Source organism: Brevundimonas sp. P2_A6 (assembly GCF_056404975.1).
In genome coordinates, this window is the sequence record NZ_JBFUCZ010000002.1 from 509,974 (window position 1) to 526,156 (window position 16,183).

General features: G+C 67.0%; 20 protein-coding genes. 9 read left to right on the forward strand and 11 right to left on the reverse strand.

Translation table 11 applies throughout. From position 1 onward, the window contains the following. Nucleotides 1-18: 18 nt before the first annotated feature. From AC1DW4_RS07985 to AC1DW4_RS08000, 4 genes are all read right to left on the reverse strand, one after another. Nucleotides 19-459: a GNAT family N-acetyltransferase gene (locus AC1DW4_RS07985; protein WP_477016710.1), complete on the reverse strand. Its 441-nt coding sequence runs from the start codon at nucleotides 457-459 to the stop codon at nucleotides 19-21. Continuing rightward, nucleotides 456-1,121 carry a tRNA (adenosine(37)-N6)-threonylcarbamoyltransferase complex dimerization subunit type 1 TsaB gene (gene tsaB / locus AC1DW4_RS07990; RefSeq protein ID WP_477016711.1) on the reverse strand — a complete coding sequence of 222 codons (666 nt, stop codon included), beginning with the start codon at nucleotides 1,119-1,121 and terminating at the stop codon, nucleotides 456-458. Before tsaB ends, AC1DW4_RS07985 begins: the two co-directional genes overlap by 4 nt. A 31-nt stretch (nucleotides 1,122-1,152) precedes the next feature. Continuing rightward, nucleotides 1,153-1,542 carry a helix-turn-helix domain-containing protein gene (locus AC1DW4_RS07995; protein WP_477016712.1) on the reverse strand — a complete coding sequence of 130 codons (390 nt, stop codon included), beginning with the start codon at nucleotides 1,540-1,542 and terminating at the stop codon, nucleotides 1,153-1,155. 69 nt (nucleotides 1,543-1,611) lie between these two features. Further along, complete coding sequence (locus tag AC1DW4_RS08000) at nucleotides 1,612-2,205, reverse strand: helix-turn-helix domain-containing protein (RefSeq protein WP_477016713.1); 594 nt, start codon at nucleotides 2,203-2,205, stop codon at nucleotides 1,612-1,614. A 118-nt stretch (nucleotides 2,206-2,323) separates the two neighbouring features. Here AC1DW4_RS08000 and AC1DW4_RS08005 point away from each other — a divergent pair, with 118 nt between their 5' ends. Next, nucleotides 2,324-2,713 (forward strand): Tat pathway signal protein, encoded by a 390-nt coding sequence (locus AC1DW4_RS08005; protein WP_477016714.1) that lies wholly within the window; start codon nucleotides 2,324-2,326, stop codon nucleotides 2,711-2,713. Nucleotides 2,714-2,796: 83 nt separating this feature from the next. Here AC1DW4_RS08005 and AC1DW4_RS08010 read toward each other — a convergent pair whose 3' ends face one another. Beyond that, complete coding sequence (locus AC1DW4_RS08010; RefSeq protein WP_477016715.1) at nucleotides 2,797-3,771, reverse strand: ABC transporter ATP-binding protein; 975 nt, start codon at nucleotides 3,769-3,771, stop codon at nucleotides 2,797-2,799. Between the two features lie 75 nt (nucleotides 3,772-3,846). Here AC1DW4_RS08010 and AC1DW4_RS08015 point away from each other — a divergent pair, with 75 nt between their 5' ends. Further along, the gene (locus AC1DW4_RS08015; protein WP_477016716.1) at nucleotides 3,847-4,083 is read left to right on the forward strand and encodes a zinc-finger domain-containing protein; all 237 of its coding nucleotides are present in this window, start codon (nucleotides 3,847-3,849) and stop codon (nucleotides 4,081-4,083) included. A 4-nt stretch (nucleotides 4,084-4,087) separates the two neighbouring features. Here the strand turns inward: AC1DW4_RS08015 and AC1DW4_RS08020 are convergent, their stop codons facing one another. Further along, nucleotides 4,088-5,278 carry a BaiN/RdsA family NAD(P)/FAD-dependent oxidoreductase gene (locus AC1DW4_RS08020; RefSeq protein WP_477016717.1) on the reverse strand — a complete coding sequence of 397 codons (1,191 nt, stop codon included), beginning with the start codon at nucleotides 5,276-5,278 and terminating at the stop codon, nucleotides 4,088-4,090. Nucleotides 5,279-5,374: 96 nt separating this feature from the next. On the opposite strand from AC1DW4_RS08020, the gene ku reads away from it, so the two are divergent. Beyond that, complete coding sequence (ku, locus tag AC1DW4_RS08025; RefSeq protein ID WP_477016718.1) at nucleotides 5,375-6,226, forward strand: non-homologous end joining protein Ku; 852 nt, start codon at nucleotides 5,375-5,377, stop codon at nucleotides 6,224-6,226. Nucleotides 6,227-6,235: 9 nt separating this feature from the next. Here ku and AC1DW4_RS08030 read toward each other — a convergent pair whose 3' ends face one another. The 3 genes from AC1DW4_RS08030 to AC1DW4_RS08040 all read right to left on the reverse strand — a co-directional run bounded on the left by AC1DW4_RS08030 (nucleotide 6,236) and on the right by AC1DW4_RS08040 (nucleotide 8,976). Beyond that, entirely contained in the window at nucleotides 6,236-7,075 is an 840-nt protein-coding gene (locus AC1DW4_RS08030; protein ID WP_477016719.1) for a glutaminyl-peptide cyclotransferase, read from the reverse strand. Next, nucleotides 7,075-7,905: a TerC family protein gene (locus AC1DW4_RS08035; protein ID WP_477016720.1), complete on the reverse strand. Its 831-nt coding sequence runs from the start codon at nucleotides 7,903-7,905 to the stop codon at nucleotides 7,075-7,077. The genes AC1DW4_RS08030 and AC1DW4_RS08035 overlap by 1 nt, the downstream gene beginning before the upstream one ends. Before the next feature lie 72 nt (nucleotides 7,906-7,977). Beyond that, nucleotides 7,978-8,976 (reverse strand): cation diffusion facilitator family transporter, encoded by a 999-nt coding sequence (locus AC1DW4_RS08040; RefSeq protein ID WP_477016721.1) that lies wholly within the window; start codon nucleotides 8,974-8,976, stop codon nucleotides 7,978-7,980. A gap of 219 nt (nucleotides 8,977-9,195) precedes the next feature. Between AC1DW4_RS08040 and AC1DW4_RS08045 the strand changes: the two genes are divergently transcribed. The 6 genes from AC1DW4_RS08045 (at nucleotide 9,196) to AC1DW4_RS08070 (ending at nucleotide 14,385) form a co-directional block, all read left to right on the forward strand. Continuing rightward, on the forward strand, nucleotides 9,196-9,750 hold the full coding sequence (locus AC1DW4_RS08045) for a F0F1 ATP synthase subunit delta (RefSeq protein ID WP_477016722.1): 555 nt from the start codon (nucleotides 9,196-9,198) through the stop codon (nucleotides 9,748-9,750). A gap of 99 nt (nucleotides 9,751-9,849) precedes the next feature. Then, nucleotides 9,850-11,385 (forward strand): F0F1 ATP synthase subunit alpha, encoded by a 1,536-nt coding sequence (gene atpA / locus AC1DW4_RS08050; RefSeq protein ID WP_477016723.1) that lies wholly within the window; start codon nucleotides 9,850-9,852, stop codon nucleotides 11,383-11,385. Between the two features lie 34 nt (nucleotides 11,386-11,419). After that, nucleotides 11,420-12,298: a F0F1 ATP synthase subunit gamma gene (locus AC1DW4_RS08055; RefSeq protein ID WP_477016724.1), complete on the forward strand. Its 879-nt coding sequence runs from the start codon at nucleotides 11,420-11,422 to the stop codon at nucleotides 12,296-12,298. A gap of 43 nt (nucleotides 12,299-12,341) precedes the next feature. Then, nucleotides 12,342-13,874, forward strand: coding sequence for a F0F1 ATP synthase subunit beta (atpD, locus tag AC1DW4_RS08060; protein WP_477016725.1), 1,533 nt, complete (start codon nucleotides 12,342-12,344; stop codon nucleotides 13,872-13,874). 2 nt (nucleotides 13,875-13,876) lie between these two features. Next, nucleotides 13,877-14,146, forward strand: a complete 270-nt coding sequence (locus tag AC1DW4_RS08065; protein ID WP_477016726.1) for an ATP synthase F1 subunit epsilon — start codon at nucleotides 13,877-13,879, stop codon at nucleotides 14,144-14,146. Then, nucleotides 14,146-14,385: a CBU_0592 family membrane protein gene (locus tag AC1DW4_RS08070; protein ID WP_477016727.1), complete on the forward strand. Its 240-nt coding sequence runs from the start codon at nucleotides 14,146-14,148 to the stop codon at nucleotides 14,383-14,385. The genes AC1DW4_RS08065 and AC1DW4_RS08070 overlap by 1 nt, the downstream gene beginning before the upstream one ends. Here AC1DW4_RS08070 and AC1DW4_RS08075 read toward each other — a convergent pair. Then, on the reverse strand, nucleotides 14,382-14,864 hold the full coding sequence (locus tag AC1DW4_RS08075) for an RNA pyrophosphohydrolase (RefSeq protein ID WP_477016728.1): 483 nt from the start codon (nucleotides 14,862-14,864) through the stop codon (nucleotides 14,382-14,384). The two genes, AC1DW4_RS08070 and AC1DW4_RS08075, sit on opposite strands and share 4 nt — an antisense overlap. Before the next feature lie 89 nt (nucleotides 14,865-14,953). Next, entirely contained in the window at nucleotides 14,954-16,153 is a 1,200-nt protein-coding gene (locus tag AC1DW4_RS08080; protein WP_477016926.1) for a divergent polysaccharide deacetylase family protein, read from the reverse strand. Between the last annotated feature and the right edge of the window lie 30 nt (nucleotides 16,154-16,183).

Sequence of the window (16,183 nt, forward strand, 5' to 3'; positions counted from 1 at the left end):
GGCAAGATAGGGCTGCGATCATCCCGTGGGAAGGCTCGCCTGTAAGATGAGAACCAGTAGCAGGGCATCCACCGGGTCCCCGTTCGTGCGGGCGTAATAGCGCGGTCGACGCCCGGCGGTTTCGAACCCCAATCTGGCGTACAGCGCACGCGCCGCCACGTTGTCCTCGGCCACCTCCAGAAATAGTCGGGCGGCACCTCGCTCCGCCGCCTGACGAGAGGCGACCGCCACCAGTCGCGAGGCGAGGCCGGCGCGGCGTGCCGCGGGCCGCACCGCCAGGGTCAGGATCTCGGCCTCGTCGGCGGCGACCCGGATGAGGACGAAGCCATCGGCTTCGACCTCGAGCAGAACGCCCGGCAGCGCCAGCAGATCGCCAAAGGTAGAGGCTGACCACGGTGCCTCGAAAGCCTCGGCGTGAAGTGCGGCCAGGGTTTGGGCCAGATCGGCCGGATAGCTCATGCGCCGGACAGGGTCGCCACGGGCCGAGCCTGTCCCGGCAGGCGGGTGGGCGGCTTGGCATCGGGCGCGCGCAGGTAAAGCGGGCGTGGCAGGTGGTCTTCGGGGCCCAGAACCTCTGTCAACGCGGCCAGGGCCTCGGGTGAAATCGATGTCGCGATCTGAGCCGACGGGTCGATCAGCGCCGCCCCTGAACCGGCCAGCCGCCATGGACCCGCCTGTTCCAGCAAACCAATCGCCGCTCCGACATCCAGCGCTCGCGGATCCGACACCGGGCGGCCGTCGTGGAAGGTCTGCAGATAGACCTGTCCGCGCCGGGCATCGATGACGGCAGCGGTCGCTCCGCACCCGTCATCGGCACTGCGAGCCAGCGCCTCCAGCGTCGATATGCCGATCACCGGCCGATCCAGGGCGGCACCGAGGCCCTGGGCGAAGGCCAGCCCGACGCGCAGGCCGGTGAACGATCCCGGGCCGACGGTGACGCCGATCCGCTCGATCGCCTCGAAACCGCCGCCCGCCTCGGTCACCGCGTCTCGCACGAATCCACCCAGGCGTTCGGAATGACCGCGGGCCATGATTTCCGACCGTAGCCCCAGGGGCGCTCCGTTCTCGAACACACCGGCGGTACAGGCGTCCAGCGCCGAATCGATGACCAGAACCCTCACGGCCGGGCCTTTGGCAGGCCGGGGACAAGGGTCAGATCGACGGCACCAGGGCCTCGGTGATCCGTGCCAGGGCCTGTCGCACGCCGCGATCGGGGATCAGGGGAAAAGCCGTCGCCACCGCGCGTCCCTCCATTGTCGCCGTCATGAACCGCAGGGCCAGAAGATCGCCTGACGCGACCTCCAGCCCCCCGTCGGTCTCGCCTGCCGGGAACAGCGCCCCCGGTGACACGCCCATGACCAGGGCGATCGCGTTCAGCCGCGATGCGGAGATCCGGTTGGAGCCGGCCTCGTATTTCTGGACCTGCTGGGGACTGATGCCGATGCGCTGCGCCAAGTTCGTCTGCGACAGACCCATGGCTGTACGGCGCTGGGCAATGCGACGTCCCACGGCGACATCCACGGCATCGGGCGAGCGGGGCATAGGGGTGGCTCCGACAGAGAAATCGCCCATAATGTTTCATAGCCAGAGGCATCGTGCAATCTTTTCGTTTCATTCATCGAGTCGGGCGTGAATGGCTGCGACCCGTTTGATGGAGGTTCTGGCCACGCGAGAAGTGCCCGTCAGCCCTCCGTCTCCGCCGCGGACATACAGCCAGTCCGCGTCCGCCCGGTCATACAGGCGCACCAGCCGGTGGCCATCGGTCAGGTCGATGACGCAGCCTTGATCTCGGCGTGGCCAGCGTCCCGGATCGAACTCCACCACGACCCCCGACGCGGCCCAAGGTGCCAGGTCATCGTTCGACAATTGCATTCGCTCGATCTCCGTCCGGGCGACCTGTAGGCCTTGCTCGAAAGGCCGGGCCCCGCCTTCCACCCCTCTAGCAGGCACTGTCTCGACCGGGGCGCGACGGGCCACCACCATCGCGAGGTCCTCGGGCGTGGCGTTAATCGCCGATGTCAGACGACGCTGTACATCAGGCCGGAACAGTCCCGGGCGTCGCCCCCCTTCGTACAGACCCCAACCCTGACTGGTCATGCCGGCCCGGCCGCCGGCCTCGGCCTGGCTCAGCCCCGCCGCACGGCGCAGCTCCGCCAGTCCCTCGCCGAGGGCCGCCGCTTCAGGATCGGTTTCAAATCGGGCCACGCCGGATAATGCCCCAGCCCCCCCGAACTGGCGAGACGTTTTGGTTTCATCGCTTCAGAGGGCGACGTCCGAAGCACCGTAACCCGACCTTAAGCGCCACCGTGTGAGGGTTCTGCCCATGAACCGTCGCGCCCTGCTCGCCGCTCCCCTGGCCCTCGCCGCCACAACACCCGCCCTCGCGTCCGAAGGCGGTGGCTCGTCGGGCAGCAGCTACCTGCGCTATCCGACGATCACGGCCAACACCTTCCACGCGGACGGCCGCCGGGGCGTGATGACGGTCGAGACCGGCGTCGACGTCGCCGATCCCGCCCTGCTGCTTCGCGCGCAGCAGTCGGAGCCCCGCGTTCGCGCCGTGTTCAACATCCTGGTCCAGCGCGAGGCCGCGACTCTGCTGCCCGGCCAGCCGCCCAATGTCGATCGCCTGTCGCGCCAGCTTCAGTCGGCCATGAACATCATCCTGCGCCAGCGGGGCGCGACCCTGCTGCTCGGCACGGTGATGGTGGTCTGAGATGAGGGATTAGGAAGAAGCTGTGCATCTCGGTCGAAGCCAACCGCTCGGTAGGTCCGCCCCTAATCCCTAATCCCTGCGCCCTAATCCCTCGTCGGACTGACCGTGTTGGCGTCGCCATAGGTCAGGGCCAGGAAGACGTCTTCCAGGTCCGGATCCTCGGTGGTGATGTCGGCGATGGTGACGCCCGCCGCGCGCACGGCGGCCAGGACCTGTTCGACCGAGGACTGGCCCTTCCTGTAGCTGATGGCGAAGGCGCCGTTCGGGCGCCCCACCACCTCGAATCCGGCGACGATCGGCAGGCCGTTCAGCTCGCCCTCAGGCGTCACCACGACATTGCGGGTATCCAGCCGGCGCAGCAGCTGCGGCGTCGGCTCGCAGGCCACCACCTCGCCCCGGTTCATGATGGCGATGGTGTCGCAGAGCTCCTGCGCTTCTTCGAGATAGTGGGTGGTCAGCAGGATGGTCACGCCCTCGGCGTTGATGCGGCGCACGTATTCCCACAGCTGGCGACGCAGCTCGACGTCCACCCCCGCCGTCGGTTCGTCGAGGATCAGGATGGGCGGATTGTGCACCAGGGCCTTGGCGACCATCAGCCGCCGTTTCATGCCGCCTGACAGCGCCCGCACATAGGCGTTGGCCTTGTCCGACAGGCCCAGCGCCGCAAGCAGCTCATCACTGCGACGCTCGTGCTTGGGAACGCCATAGAAGCCGGCCTGCACCTCCAGCGCCTCGCGCGGGGTGAAGAAGACGTCGGCCACGATCTCCTGCGGCACGACGCCGAGCGCCGCGCGGGCATCCCTCGGCCGCGCGTCGATGTCGCGGCCCCAGATGGCGGCGGTCCCGCCGGTCTTGTTGACCACGCCCGCCAGGATGTTGATCAGGGTCGACTTGCCCGCTCCGTTCGGGCCGAGAAGCCCGAACATCGAGCCGCGCGGGATCACCAGATCGACGCCGCGCAAAGCGGTCTTGGGGGGCGCCTTCTTGGACCCGGCATAGGTCTTTTCCAGCCCGCGCACCTCGATGGCGTTGACGGGCAGGGCGTTGGTATCGGTCATAAGGGGCTTTCAGGCGCGGGGCAGGCCGTCTAACTAGGCGTCGCGCCCTCCTGCGCCAAGACCACGGACGTATCTATGCCGCCGCGCCACCCCGATCAGCTGGTTCTTCCTCCAGAAGAAATCACCGTCACGACCAAGCGCGTGGCCTGCGACGGCGGCGGGGTCCTGGGTCATCCCCTGGTGTATCTGGACATGGGCGGAGAGGATTTCGTCGAGTGCGGCTACTGCGACCGCCGTTTCGTCCTGTCGGCCGACCACCATGCCGAAAGCGAATACCTGGACCCCGCCGCGAGGCCACCCGAGGCGCACTGACCGTCTACGCCGATTGGCCAGCGACCCAGCCCGAACTCCACGCCCACTGGAAGTTATAGCCGCCCAGCCAGCCGGTGATGTCCACCACCTCGCCGATGAAATACAGACCAGGAACCGACTTGGCGGCCATGGTCTGTTGATCCAGCTGATCCGTCGCCACGCCGCCCAGGGTGACCTCGGCGGTGCGATACCCTTCCGATCCTACGGGCTTGACCGTCCAGGCGTTCACCGCCTGATCCAGTCGGGCCAGCACCTTGTCGCCCACCTCGGCCAGCTTGCCGTTGGCCCCTTCGCGCGCGGTCAGCACCTCGGCCAGCCGACGTGGCACGATGTGGCCGAGCGCGGTGTGCACCGCCTGTTTGCCGCCGTTCTCCTGCTTGGCCGCCTTCAGGCGCTCCAGCACGGGGACGCCCGGCGCCATCTGGACCGTGATCGCCTCACCCTCGCGCCAGTAGGAGCTGATCTGCAGGATCGCGGGCCCGCTCAGGCCGCGATGAGTGAACAGAACGGCCTCTTCGAACTTCGTCTTGCCCGCCGAGACGACGGCATCGACCGCCACCCCCGCCAGCGGCGTCGTCTGTTCCAGCAGCCCCGCCTCGAACGTCAGCGGCACCAGGGCCGGTCGCGTCTCGGTGACCCTCAGCCCGAACTGGCGCGCGATGTCGTAGCCCCAGCCGGTGGCCCCCATCTTGGGGATCGACTTGCCCCCCGTCGCCACGACCAGCGAGGCACAGCGCACCACCGTCCCGTCCGTCAGGGTCAGGGCGAACCCGTTGGGCTCGCGCGCCACCGCATCGACGCCGGTGCCGAGCCTCAGCGTCACGCCCGCCTCGCGCATCGCCTCGGTCAGCATCCGCACGATCTGCTTGGCGCTGTCGTCGCAGAACAGCTGACCCAGGGTCTTCTCGTGCCAGGCGATCCCCGCCCGATCCACGCGATCCACGAAGTCCCGCACGGTGAACCGGCCCAGCGCGGAAGCCGCGAACCGGGGGTTCTCGCCCAGGAAGTTCCTGACCGTCGTCCCCGTGTTGGTGAAGTTGCACCGCCCGCCGCCGCTGATCCGGATCTTCTCGCCGGGTGCGCGCGCGTGGTCCACGACCAGCACGGCGCGCCCGCGTCGCCCCGCTTCGGCCGCGCACAGCATCCCCGCCGCGCCCGCGCCCACCACCACCACGTCCCAGGCCTTGATCCTCATGGGCGGCCCTTAGCACGATGGACCCGCCGCGCATCCGGGATTGGGTGAACCAAGCGGGGCCTTGGGGGTTCGACTCGGTCGAAAAGGAGACCGATCATGCCCAGCCGCCCAACCTGGCAAGGCCATCTGAAACTGTCCCTGGTGACCTGTCCCGTGGCGCTCTACACGGCGACGTCGAGCGCCGACACGGTGCGCTTCCACATGATCAACCCCAAGACCAACAATCGAATCCGCATGGTGGCCACCGATCCCGACACCGGTCCAATCGAGCGTTCGGATCTGGTCAAGGGTTATGAGGTGACCAAGGACGAATACGTCCTGTTCGACGACGCCGACTTCGACCAGGTTCGGCTGGAGAGCACCAAGACGATCTCGATCGACAAGTTCGTCGACGAGACCGAAATCGACCGGCTGTTCTGGGATGCTCCCTTCTTCGTCGTGCCTGAGAAGGGAACGGGAGTGGAGGCGTTCGCCGTCATCCGCGACGCGATGAAGAAGCAGGGCAAGGTGGCGTTGGGGCGTCTGGTGCTGCGCGGCAAGGAGCGTCAGCTGGCGATGGAAGTGCGCGGCAAGGGACTGGTCGCCTACACGCTGCGGGCTCACGACGAAGTGCGCGACGCCGACGAGTATTTCGACGCCATCCCCACGGTGAAAGCCGATGCGGACATGGTCGAGATCGCCGCGCGGATCATCGCCCAGAAGGAAGCGGACTTCGACGCCTCGGACTTCGTCGATCGCTATGACGATGCCCTCAAGGAGATGATCAAGGCAAAGACCAAGGGCGGCAAGGGTGTGATTGCTGTCGAGGAGCCGGACGACACCAATGTCGTCGACCTGATGGCGGCCCTGCGGAACAGTCTGAAGGGATCGGCGTCACCGGCCGCGAAGAAAACTCCGGCCAAGAAGGCCGCCGCCAAGAAGCCGGCGGCGAAGAAGAAGGCGGCCTAGACGCCCCGATCAGTTTCGGGGCACCAGGCGGATCTCGAACAGCTTGGGCCAGTTCTTGCCGGTGACGAACAGGCGGCGGCCTGCGGCGTCCCAGGCGATGCCGTTCAGGACATCGTCGTTCGGATCACCGACTTCGTCCGGCAGGATACCGGTCAGGTCGATGACGCCCTTGACCACGCCCGTGGCCGGATCGACGCGCAGGATGAAGTTCGTCTGCCAGACGTTGGCGAAGACCTCCCCGTCGATGAACTCCAGCTCGTTCAGCTTGGGCACCGGGCGGCCGCGATAGGTGACCGGCACCATGCCGGTTTGGGTCAGGGTTTCGGGATCGAAGAAGCGAAGGCTGGGTGAGCCATCGGACAGGATGATGCGGGTCGCATCGTGGGTCAGGCCCCAGCCCTCGCCCTCGTAGGTCCAGGTGCCCTGCTGGTCTAGATCGTCCGCGTCCCAGATGAAGCCCTCGCCGCCCTGCCAGGTCAGGGTCAGGACGCGGTCCGCCCAGTCGGTCAGGCCCTCTCCGAAATATTCGACCGGCAGGTCCTTCTTTTCGAGCACGACGCCGTCCTCCAGCCGCACGCGGCGGACGCTGGACGGATGCCGCCCCGTGCTCTCGATCAGCACGCCGTCGCGATAGATCAGTCCCTGGGTGAAGGCGGCGGGGTCGTGGGGGTAGGTGTGGACGATCTCGTAGCCATAGACCGGAGGGCGCGGCGGCTGGGGCGCGGCCTGCACCGTCGGAGCGGGGGGCGGGGTCGGAGCCGGAACCGTCTGAGACCATGCGGCCGGACCTGTCGCCAGGGCGACCAGACCGACCATCGCCGGGATCAGGGACGCGCGAGGCATATTCATCAGCCGTTCGGATCGGAGGCGGCGCGGGCCTCGGCCGCCTGGGCCTCGACCTCGGCGCGGTCGGCCACGCTGCGGGCCCGCAGCGCCTGATCCTTCTTGGACGTTGCAGAGCGACCCAGCATGTTCAGCGCCTCCACTCCGGCCGAGAAGGCCATGGCGGCATAGATATAGCCCTTCGGCACATGGAAGCCAAAGCCGTCGGCGATCAAAACGAGCCCGATCATCAGCAGGAAGCCCAGGGCCAGCATGACCACGCTGGGGTTCTTGGCGATGAAGTTGCCCAGAGGATCCGCCGCCAGCAGCATGACGGTCACAGCCGCCAGCACCGCCACCACCATGATCGGCAGATGCTCGGTCATGCCGACGGCCGTCAGGATGGAATCGATCGAGAAGACCAGGTCCAGGATGATGATCTGGACGATGGCGGCCCCGGCGTTGGCGATGACCACGTCCTTCTTGTCCAGCACGTCGTGGGTCGGCGTGGGATCGACGGTGTGGTGGATTTCCTTGGTCGCCTTCCAGATCAGGAACAGGCCGCCCGCGATCAGGATCAGATCCTTCCACGAGAATTCATTGCCCATGACGGTGAAGACCGGCTGCACCAGACCGACCAGCCAGGCGATCATCGACAGCAGGGCCAGACGCATGATCAGCGCCAGACCGATCCCGATGCGGCGGACCTTCTGCCGGTCGGCCTGCGGCAGCTTGTTCGACAGGATCGAGATGAAGATCAGATTGTCGATCCCCAGCACGATCTCCATGACCACGAGGGTGACCAGGGCGGCCCAGGCGGCCGGGTCGGACAGAAGCGGCGTGATCGAATCGAGCATCAAGGGGTCCGGTATCAGTGAACGGGGTGCGTCGTTTCGCCCTCTATATCCTATCGGAAGCGGGCCGCGATCCTAAAGCGACTGCGACACAATCGCAGGCACGTCGTCCACCAGGGCCCCGGCTCCGCCCCCCGCGATGACGGCGGCGCGCACGGCGGCGTGGCTGGCCAGGCTCTGGGCCTCGACATAGATACGACCGGCCTGGGGATAGGCGGCGCGGATGCGGTGCTCCAGCCGGGCGACGATGTCCTCGACCTCGGCGGCGGTCAGGTCGTCGCGGAAATCCAGGCTCAGGGCGACCAGGATTTCGTTGGGGCCGAAATGCATGGTGCGGGCATCGTTCAGCCCGTCCACGCCCGGCTCGGCGCGGGCGATGGCCTCGATACCCGCGCGGGTTTCGGTATCGGCCGCCTCCCCGGTCAGCAGGCTTTGGCTCTCGATGGCCAGGAAGGTCGCCGTCAGGGCCAGGATCGCGCCGATGATGACGGAAGCGACGCCGTCCAGCACCGGCATGTTCAGCCATTGGCTCGCCAACACAGCGACCAGGGCGACGACCAGGCCCAGCAGGGCGGCGGTGTCTTCGAACAGGACGGTGAACACGGTCGGGTCCTTCGACGAGCGGATTACATCCAGGAAGGCGCGACCGCCGCGCTCCCTGTTGAAGGCCTTCAGCGCCACCGTCCAGGAGATGCCTTCGAACAACACCGACAGACCCAGAACCACATAGTTGACCCACGGGTTCTCGATCGCCTCTGGCGACCGGATTCGCTCGATCCCGTGCAGGATCGAGAGCACCGCGCCCACGCCGAAGATCAGCACCGCGACGACGAAGGTGTAGAAATACAGCTGCAATCCATGCCCGAACGGATGGGTCTCGTTAGCAGGACGTGCGGCGCGGCGCAGGCCGATCAGCAGGATGATCTGGTTCCCGGTATCGACCGAGGAGTGGATGGCCTCGCTCATCATGGCCGCCGATCCCGTGAACAAGGCAGCGGCGAACTTCGTCACCGCGATGGCGAGGTTGCCCGCCAGCGCGGCGAAGATGACGGTCTTGGAGGTGGACGCGGCCATGATACCCTCTGGATAGAGGCTCCAAGCGTGGCTGCGGCCTTATCGTTCCCCGGCCTCGGTTGCGACCGGCAAAAGCCCATGCTATCAGGCGCCCGGCTTCCAGAGGGTGTTTCGGATGAAACGGCCACTGGCGTGCTTTCCTTAAGCATTACAAGCCTTTGACCGGCGCGAGGTTCGCGGCCGGTCGTTTGAACAGATACGTATTCGGACGGACAGGCCTTGGCTGACGATTTCAGAACGACGGAAGTCGGCGCGCGCTATGCCCAGGCGCTGTTCGATCTCGCCCTGGAAACGGGCAAGCTGGACGCCGTGCGCGCGGACCTGAAGTCGCTGAAGGCGGCCTGGGCCGAAAGCGCGGACTTCCGTCGCATGGCCACTTCGCCGATCCTGTCGGCCGAGGACCAGGGCAAGGGTCTGACCGCCATCGCCACGGCCGCCAAGTTCGAGGCGACCACGAAGAATTTTCTGGGTCTGCTGGCCCAGAACGGCCGGACCCGCGATCTGGGCGGCGTCATCACCGGCTTCGAGACCCTGTATGCGCGCCACACCGGCGTGGTCGCCGCCGAGGTCGTCTCTGCCATGCCGCTGACGACCGCCCAGACGACCCACATCCGGGGCGCCCTGCTGGCCGCTCTGGGCAAGGCTCCCGAAATGACCGCCCGCGTCGATCCGTCGATCCTGGGCGGGCTGAAGGTCAAGGTCGGCTCGAAACTGTTCGACGCCTCGCTGAAGACCAAGCTCGACCAGATGAAGTTCGCCCTGAAGCGCGCCTGACGCGCTTCGACACTAGAATGCAGCGGGCCTAGGCCCATCACCTGATACCGCGCGGCCCAGGCTGCGACGACCCGAAGACGAAAGCCAGAGAGCCCGACCATGGACATCCGCGCCGCCGAGATTTCGGCCATCCTCAAGTCCCAGATCGCCAACTTCGGCGTCGAAGCAGACGTGTCCGACGTCGGTCAGGTCCTGTCGGTCGGCGACGGCATCGCCCGCATCCACGGTCTGGACAACGTCCAGGCCGGCGAGATGATCGAGTTCCCCAAGGCCGGCGTGAAGGGCATGGCGCTGAACCTGGAACGCGACAACGTCGGGGCCGTGATCTTCGGCGCCGACGCCCAGATCGCCGAGGGCGACGAAGTCCGCCGTCTGGGCGAGATCGTGGACGTTCCGGTCGGCAAGGGCCTGCTGGGCCGCGTCGTCAACCCGCTGGGCGAGCCGATCGACGGCAAGGGCCCGATCCAGTTCACCGAGCGCCGCCGTGTGGACGTGAAGGCCCCGGGGATCATCCCCCGGAAGTCGGTGCACGAGCCGATGCAGACCGGCCTGAAGGCCATCGACACCCTGATCCCCGTCGGCCGTGGCCAGCGCGAGCTGATCATCGGCGACCGTCAGGTCGGCAAGACCGCCGTGGCCATCGACACCATCCTGAACCAGCGCTCCATCAACGTCGAAGGCGCGTCGGAGAGCGAGAAGCTCTACTGCATCTATGTCGCCATCGGTCAGAAGCGCTCGACCGTCGCCCAGATCGTCAAGACGCTCGAGGAACGCGGCGCGCTGGACTACACGATCGTCATCGCCTCCACGGCGTCCGAGCCCGCCCCGCTGCAGTTCCTGGCCCCTTTCGCCGGCACCGCCATGGGCGAGTTCTTCCGCGACAACGGCATGCACGCCCTGATCGTCTATGACGATCTGTCCAAGCAGGCGGTGGCCTATCGCCAGATGTCCCTGCTGCTGCGCCGCCCGCCGGGCCGCGAAGCCTATCCGGGCGACGTCTTCTATCTGCACAGCCGCCTGCTGGAGCGTTCGGCCAAGCTGAACGAGGACAACGGTTCGGGCTCGATGACCGCCCTTCCGCTGATCGAGACCCAGGCCAACGACGTCTCGGCCTATATCCCGACCAACGTGATCTCGATCACCGACGGCCAGATCTTCCTGGAATCCGACCTGTTCTATCAGGGCATCCGCCCGGCCGTGAACGTCGGCATCTCGGTGTCGCGCGTGGGCTCCTCCGCCCAGATCAAGGCGATGAAACAGGTCGCCGGTTCGATCAAGGGCGAGCTGGCCCAGTACCGGGAGATGGCCGCCTTCGCCAAGTTCGGCTCGGACCTGGACGTCTCGACCCAGAACCTGCTGGCCCGCGGCGCGCGCCTGACGGAACTGCTGAAGCAGCCCCAGTACTCGCCGCTGACGGTCGAGGAGCAGGTCGTGTCCATCTATGCCGGCACGCGCGGCTATCTGGACAAGATCGCGGTGGCCGACATCGCCCGTTTCGAATCGGAACTGCTGGCCCGCATGCACTCGGCGCATCAGTCGACGCTGGACGCCATCAAGTCGACCAAGGCCCTGTCCAAGGAGCTGGAAGCCGAGCTGAAGGCCGCCATCGAAGCCTTCGCCAAGACCTTCGCCTAAGTCTGACCCCGGAAAGCTGAAAGAGTAGCGCCCGATGGCCAGCCTCAAGGAAATGCGCAATCGGATCGAAAGCGTGAAGTCCACGCAGAAGATCACGAAGGCCCTGAACATGGTCGCCGCAGCCAAGCTGCGTCGCGCCCAGGATCAGGCCGAGAGCGCCCGTCCCTATGCCCGCAAGATGGCCGCCGTGATCGCCAATCTGGCGGCCGGCGTCTCGGGCGACGGCGCGCCCAAGCTGCTGGCCGGCACCGGCAAGGACCAGAAGCACCTGGTCGTCGTGGCCACGGGCGACAAGGGTCTGGCCGGCGGGTTCAACACCAACGTCATTCGCGCCGCCAAGGAACGGATCAACACCCTGATCGCGGCCGGCAAGGACGTGAAGATCGTCGCCGTGGGCCGCAAGGTGCGCGACGGCCTGACCCGTCTTTACGGCGGCCGGATCATCAAGACGTTCGAGCTCAGCGACCACAAGGTCATCGGCATGGCCGCGGCCGAGCCGATCGCCCATCTGATCGCCGACGAGTTCGAGGCCGGCAATGCCGACGTCGTGACCCTGTTCTACAGCCGCTTCCAGTCGGTCATCTCTCAGGTGCCCACGCCCAAGCAGCTGATTCCGGCCGTGGTCGACGGCGACGCCGCTCCGGTCGACCTGAACGGCGCGGTCTATGAATACGAGCCGTCGGAGGAGGAAATTCTCGACGTCCTGCTGCCGCGCAACCTGACGACCCAGATCCTGGCCGCGCTGTACGAGAACCAGGCCAGCTTCTTCGGGGCCCAGATGGGCGCCATGGACAACGCCACCCGCAACGCGGGCGAACTCATCACCGCGCTCCGGCTGACCTACAACCGCAAGCGCCAGGCCCAGATCACCACCGAACTGATCGAGATCATCGCCGGCGCGGAAGCGCTCTGATCCTCCGATCCTGACAGATACAGACCGAAACGGACCCCTCCCGATGACCGACACCGTCGCCAAGAAACCCGCCGCCGCCCGCAAGCCCAAGGCTCCCGCGGCCGCTCCCGCCACCGGCAACGCCGTGGTCACCGCCGGAACCGGCGTTGGCAAGATCGCCCAGGTCATCGGCGCCGTCGTCGACGTCGAGTTCGTCGGCCATCTGCCGGCCATCCTGAACGCCCTGGAAACCCAGAACGTCGATCAGAAGACGGGCGAGCCCTTCACCCTGGTCCTGGAAGTCGCCCAGCACCTGGGTGAGAACATGGTCCGCACCATCTCGATGGACACGACCGAGGGCCTGACGCGCGGTCAGGCCGTCGTCGACACCGGCACCTCGATCCTGGCCCCGGTCGGCCCCGGCACCCTCGGCCGCATAATGAACGTCGTCGGTGCCCCGATCGACGAAGCCGGCCCGATCCAGACCACGATGTTCCGCCCGATCCACCGCGAGGCTCCGACGTTCGAAGAGCAGTCGACGTCGTCGGAAATCCTGGTCACGGGCATCAAGGTTATCGACCTGATCTGCCCCTACACCAAGGGCGGCAAGACCGGCCTGTTCGGCGGCGCCGGCGTCGGCAAGACCGTGACGATGCAGGAGCTGATCAACAACATCGCCAAGGCCTACGGCGGATATTCGGTACTGGCCGGCGTGGGTGAGCGCACCCGCGAGGGCAACGACCTGTATCACGAGATGATCGAGTCCAACGTGAACGTCGCCGGCGGCGGCGAAGGCTCCAAATGCGCCCTCGTCTACGGTCAGATGAACGAGCCTCCCGGCGCCCGCGCCCGCGTCGCCCTGACCGGCCTGGCCCAGGCCGAATACTTCCGCGACGAAGAGGGCAAGGACGTGCTGCTCTTCATCGACAACATCTTCCGCTTCACCCAGGCCGGTTCGGAAATGTCGGCGCTTCTGGGTCGTATCCCGTCGGCCGTGGGCTATCAGCCGACGCTGGCCACCGAGATGGGCAACCTGCAGGAACGCATCACCTCGACCAAGAAGGGCTCGATCACCTCGATCCAGGCCATCTATGTTCCGGCCGACGACCTGACCGACCCCGCGCCCGCCGCCTCGTTCGCCCACCTTGACGCGACGACCGTGCTGAACCGCGACATCGCCGCCCAGGCCATCTTCCCGGCCGTGGATCCGCTGGATTCGACCTCGCGCATCATGGACCCGCTGGTCATCGGCGAGGAACACTATCGCGTCGCCCGTTCGGTTCAGGAAGTCCTGCAGCAGTACAAGGCGCTGAAGGACATCATCGCCATCCTGGGCATGGACGAGCTGTCGGAAGAGGACAAGCTGGTCGTCAGCCGCGCCCGCAAGATCAGCCGCTTCCTGTCGCAGCCCTTCTTCGTGGCCGAGCAGTTCACCAACTCGCCCGGCAAGTTCGTGTCGCTCGAAGACACGATCCGCTCGTTCAAGGGCATCGTCGCCGGTGAATACGACCACCTGCCCGAAGCCGCCTTCTACATGGTCGGCGCGATCGAAGAGGCCGTCGAGAAGGCCGCGAAACTGGCTGCGGACGCCGCATAAGCATGGCCGGCAAGCTCAACTTCTCTCTGGTGTCGCCTGAACGCGAGGTCTTCAACGGCCTCGTGGATCAGGTCGACGCGCCGGGCGTCGAGGGCGACTTCGGCGTCCTCGCCGACCACGCGCCCTTCATGACCGCCCTGCGCGAAGGCCCGGTCGTCGTGTTCGACGGCTCCAATCGACGGACCTTCACGGTGCGTGGCGGGTTTGCCGATGTGACGCCTGCGGGCCTGACGATCCTGGCCGAAGAAGCGACCGAGACCGCAGCGGCCTGATGACCGTCATCGACGTCGCCGGTGTCGTCGGCGTCGGCCTGATCCTGGTTGCCTACGCCGGGGCCACCGCGGGGCGCATGGACCCCAAGCATTGGCCCGCGCTGGTGCTGAACCTCGTCGGGGCCTTGCTGATCCTGTGGTCCCTGAGCGTGGACTTCAATCTGTCGGCGGTGTTGATGGAGGGGGCGTGGGCGCTGGTGGCCGTATTCGGCCTCATCCGGATCGCGCTGAAACGCTAGGCTGCGTATTTCGCGAACGCCTCAACCACCTGTTCGTAGGCCTGCCGCTTGAACGGCACGATCAGATCGCAGGCTTCCGACAAGTCGCCCCAGCGCCAGGCGTCGAACTCGATCTCTTCATGCTGGTTCAGGTCGATCTCGGCCTCATCGCCGGTGAAACGGAAGGCGAACCAGACCTGTTTCTGGCCGTCCCACGGTTTGCGGCCCTTCAGCCTGTGCGCCAGTTTCAGGGCCTCGGGGAAGTCGTAGACGATCCAGCCGTCCGTGCGAGCCAGCAGATCGACGGAGGTGACGCCGGTTTCCTCTTCCAGTTCGCGCCGGGCGGCGGCCTCGAGATCCTCTCCCTTGTCCACGCCACCTTGTGGGAACTGCCAGGCATGGTCGGTCTGCTGGCCCGCGCGATGGCCGTACCAGACCTTACCCTCGCCGTTGAACAGAACGACGCCGACGTTGGGGCGATGGGTGGGGAAGGGGGACATGGGATTAGGGATTGGGGATTAGAGCGTAGGAAGCAAGAGGATTACACCCCGTCGCCCTTGAGCAGACCCTAATCCCTAATCCCTAATCCCTACCGCCCCGGCCTCTGCGTCATCGCGCTGGCGGGGGCCAGTTGCAGGCCACGCGCGTCCAGACCGGCGGTCCAGCGGGCGGCGGCCTCCACCGTGACGGGATAGGCGAAGCCGGTCCCGAGCGCGGCACCGCGCGTCTTGGCGGTGGCCTCCAGCGCGTTGAGGGCTCCGATGATGGCGGCGGGCGTCTGGGTCTCGTCGATGATGCTGTCGGCCGACGCGCGGGCCCACGCGCCCGGACGGCGCCGGGCCGAGCCGTCATCCAAGAAGGCGATGCCGCGCTGGCGCAGGATGCCCAGGAAGGCGCTCATTCCCGTGTCCGAGGTCACGAAGCGGTCGCCCAGATAGTTGGTGACCCCGAAATAGCCCGTGGCGCGGCCCAGCAGCCAGGCCATCTTGGCCTGGACGTCGTCGGGCGTGGCGTTGTTCAGCAGGGTGTAGGGGCCGGGATCGGTGTTGGGATAGCCGGTCGGCTCCATCGGGATCTCGATCATCACCTCGTGTCCCTGGGCGCGGGCCAGGTTGATCCAGCCCTGCAACCCTTCCGCATAGGGAACGAACGACAGGGTCACATCGGCGGGCAGGCGTTCGATCGCGGCGCGGGTGGTGACGGCGTTCAGGCCCAGGCCGCCGACGATCAGGGCCACGGTCGGCTTGCCGTTGGGGCGGAAGGGGCGGGCATAGGCCTGGGCCGGGACACGGCCGTCGGGCGCGATGACGGGCAGGGGACCTTGCGGGCCGGGCTGGCTGAGGCCCGCTATGGGAGCGACGGCCAGGGGCTGGGCCGGCTGGGGCGGAGCTGCGATCGCGGAACCACCCGCGACCGTCGCACCGTCCGGCAGGGTGATCAGCGCATCGCCACCGGCGGCACCGGTGGCGGGATCCACCGGCGCGCCCGACAGGCCCTGCCAGGCTCCAAAACCGCCCATGCTGAAGGCCTCCAGCCCCGTCGGTGCGGGTGCGGCGACGGGCGTTTCGCGCTTCAGGGTAACGCGGGCCGAAGGCGTCCCGGCGCGGGGGTCGCCCAGCACTGTCAGGAACAGGGCGACGGTCCCCAACAGCAGCAGACCCGCGGCCCCGACGGCGACCGGCGGCTTCTTGAGCACGGCGGCGGCGGCTTTGAGATCGACCTTCGGCATCCGGCCCGCGGGCGGGGCACCGGCTGAGGCGGCAAGGGCGGACTGGCGCTTGGCGAACATGGACTGAGTGCGCTCTGCAATCTGGCGACC

Excerpts from the sequence above, each read along its gene's own strand:
- AC1DW4_RS07985 (WP_477016710.1), bottom strand. The coding sequence starts at position 459 with ATGAGCTATCCGGCCGATCTGGCCCAAACCCTGGCCGCACTTCACGCC.
- AC1DW4_RS07995 (WP_477016712.1), bottom strand. The coding sequence starts at position 1,542 with ATGCCCCGCTCGCCCGATGCCGTGGATGTCGCCGTGGGACGTCGCATT.
- AC1DW4_RS08005 (WP_477016714.1), top strand. The coding sequence starts at position 2,324 with ATGAACCGTCGCGCCCTGCTCGCCGCTCCCCTGGCCCTCGCCGCCACA.
- AC1DW4_RS08010 (WP_477016715.1), bottom strand. The coding sequence starts at position 3,771 with ATGACCGATACCAACGCCCTGCCCGTCAACGCCATCGAGGTGCGCGGG.
- AC1DW4_RS08015 (WP_477016716.1), top strand. The coding sequence starts at position 3,847 with ATGCCGCCGCGCCACCCCGATCAGCTGGTTCTTCCTCCAGAAGAAATC.
- AC1DW4_RS08020 (WP_477016717.1), bottom strand. The coding sequence starts at position 5,278 with ATGAGGATCAAGGCCTGGGACGTGGTGGTGGTGGGCGCGGGCGCGGCG.
- ku (WP_477016718.1), top strand. The coding sequence starts at position 5,375 with ATGCCCAGCCGCCCAACCTGGCAAGGCCATCTGAAACTGTCCCTGGTG.
- AC1DW4_RS08030 (WP_477016719.1), bottom strand. The coding sequence starts at position 7,075 with ATGAATATGCCTCGCGCGTCCCTGATCCCGGCGATGGTCGGTCTGGTC.
- AC1DW4_RS08035 (WP_477016720.1), bottom strand. The coding sequence starts at position 7,905 with ATGCTCGATTCGATCACGCCGCTTCTGTCCGACCCGGCCGCCTGGGCC.
- AC1DW4_RS08040 (WP_477016721.1), bottom strand. The coding sequence starts at position 8,976 with ATGGCCGCGTCCACCTCCAAGACCGTCATCTTCGCCGCGCTGGCGGGC.
- atpA (WP_477016723.1), top strand. The coding sequence starts at position 9,850 with ATGGACATCCGCGCCGCCGAGATTTCGGCCATCCTCAAGTCCCAGATC.
- AC1DW4_RS08055 (WP_477016724.1), top strand. The coding sequence starts at position 11,420 with ATGGCCAGCCTCAAGGAAATGCGCAATCGGATCGAAAGCGTGAAGTCC.
- atpD (WP_477016725.1), top strand. The coding sequence starts at position 12,342 with ATGACCGACACCGTCGCCAAGAAACCCGCCGCCGCCCGCAAGCCCAAG.
- AC1DW4_RS08065 (WP_477016726.1), top strand. The coding sequence starts at position 13,877 with ATGGCCGGCAAGCTCAACTTCTCTCTGGTGTCGCCTGAACGCGAGGTC.
- AC1DW4_RS08070 (WP_477016727.1), top strand. The coding sequence starts at position 14,146 with ATGACCGTCATCGACGTCGCCGGTGTCGTCGGCGTCGGCCTGATCCTG.
- AC1DW4_RS08075 (WP_477016728.1), bottom strand. The coding sequence starts at position 14,864 with ATGTCCCCCTTCCCCACCCATCGCCCCAACGTCGGCGTCGTTCTGTTC.
- AC1DW4_RS08080 (WP_477016926.1), bottom strand. The coding sequence starts at position 16,153 with ATGTTCGCCAAGCGCCAGTCCGCCCTTGCCGCCTCAGCCGGTGCCCCG.